At 40.9% G+C, this 274-nt stretch carries 1 pseudogene; it reads right to left on the bottom strand.

The features are described 5' to 3' along the window. Positions 1 to 25 precede the first annotated feature (25 nt). Positions 26 to 274, bottom strand: a pseudogene (locus ACFINS_RS10935) (ABC transporter); the annotation flags it as partial.

Below are 274 nucleotides of genomic sequence, written 5' to 3'. Positions count from 1 at the left end.
CTATGATAACAGTTTATTCAAGAGTTTACTCAGGCGAAAATTGCAATTTGGCTAAATACGCATAAACCCCGTTTTGTGCGACGAGTTCTGCATGTGTTCCTTCTTCAACAAGAGCACCTTTCTCCATCACGAGAATACGATCAGCTTTTAAAATTGTTGCCAAACGATGAGCGATCACCAATGTTGTCCGATTTTGCATCAGTTCTTCTAAGGCTTCTTGCACCAATTTTTCACTGTTTGCATCTAAAGCTGATGTTGCTTCGTCCAGCAGCAA

The sequence above is a fragment of the Bartonella sp. AA2SXKL genome, assembly GCF_042197205.1.
GTDB lineage: Bacteria > Pseudomonadota > Alphaproteobacteria > Rhizobiales > Rhizobiaceae > Bartonella.
The sequence above is the reverse complement of the archived record's forward strand: the minus strand, read 5'-3'. Positions and strand labels throughout refer to the sequence as shown.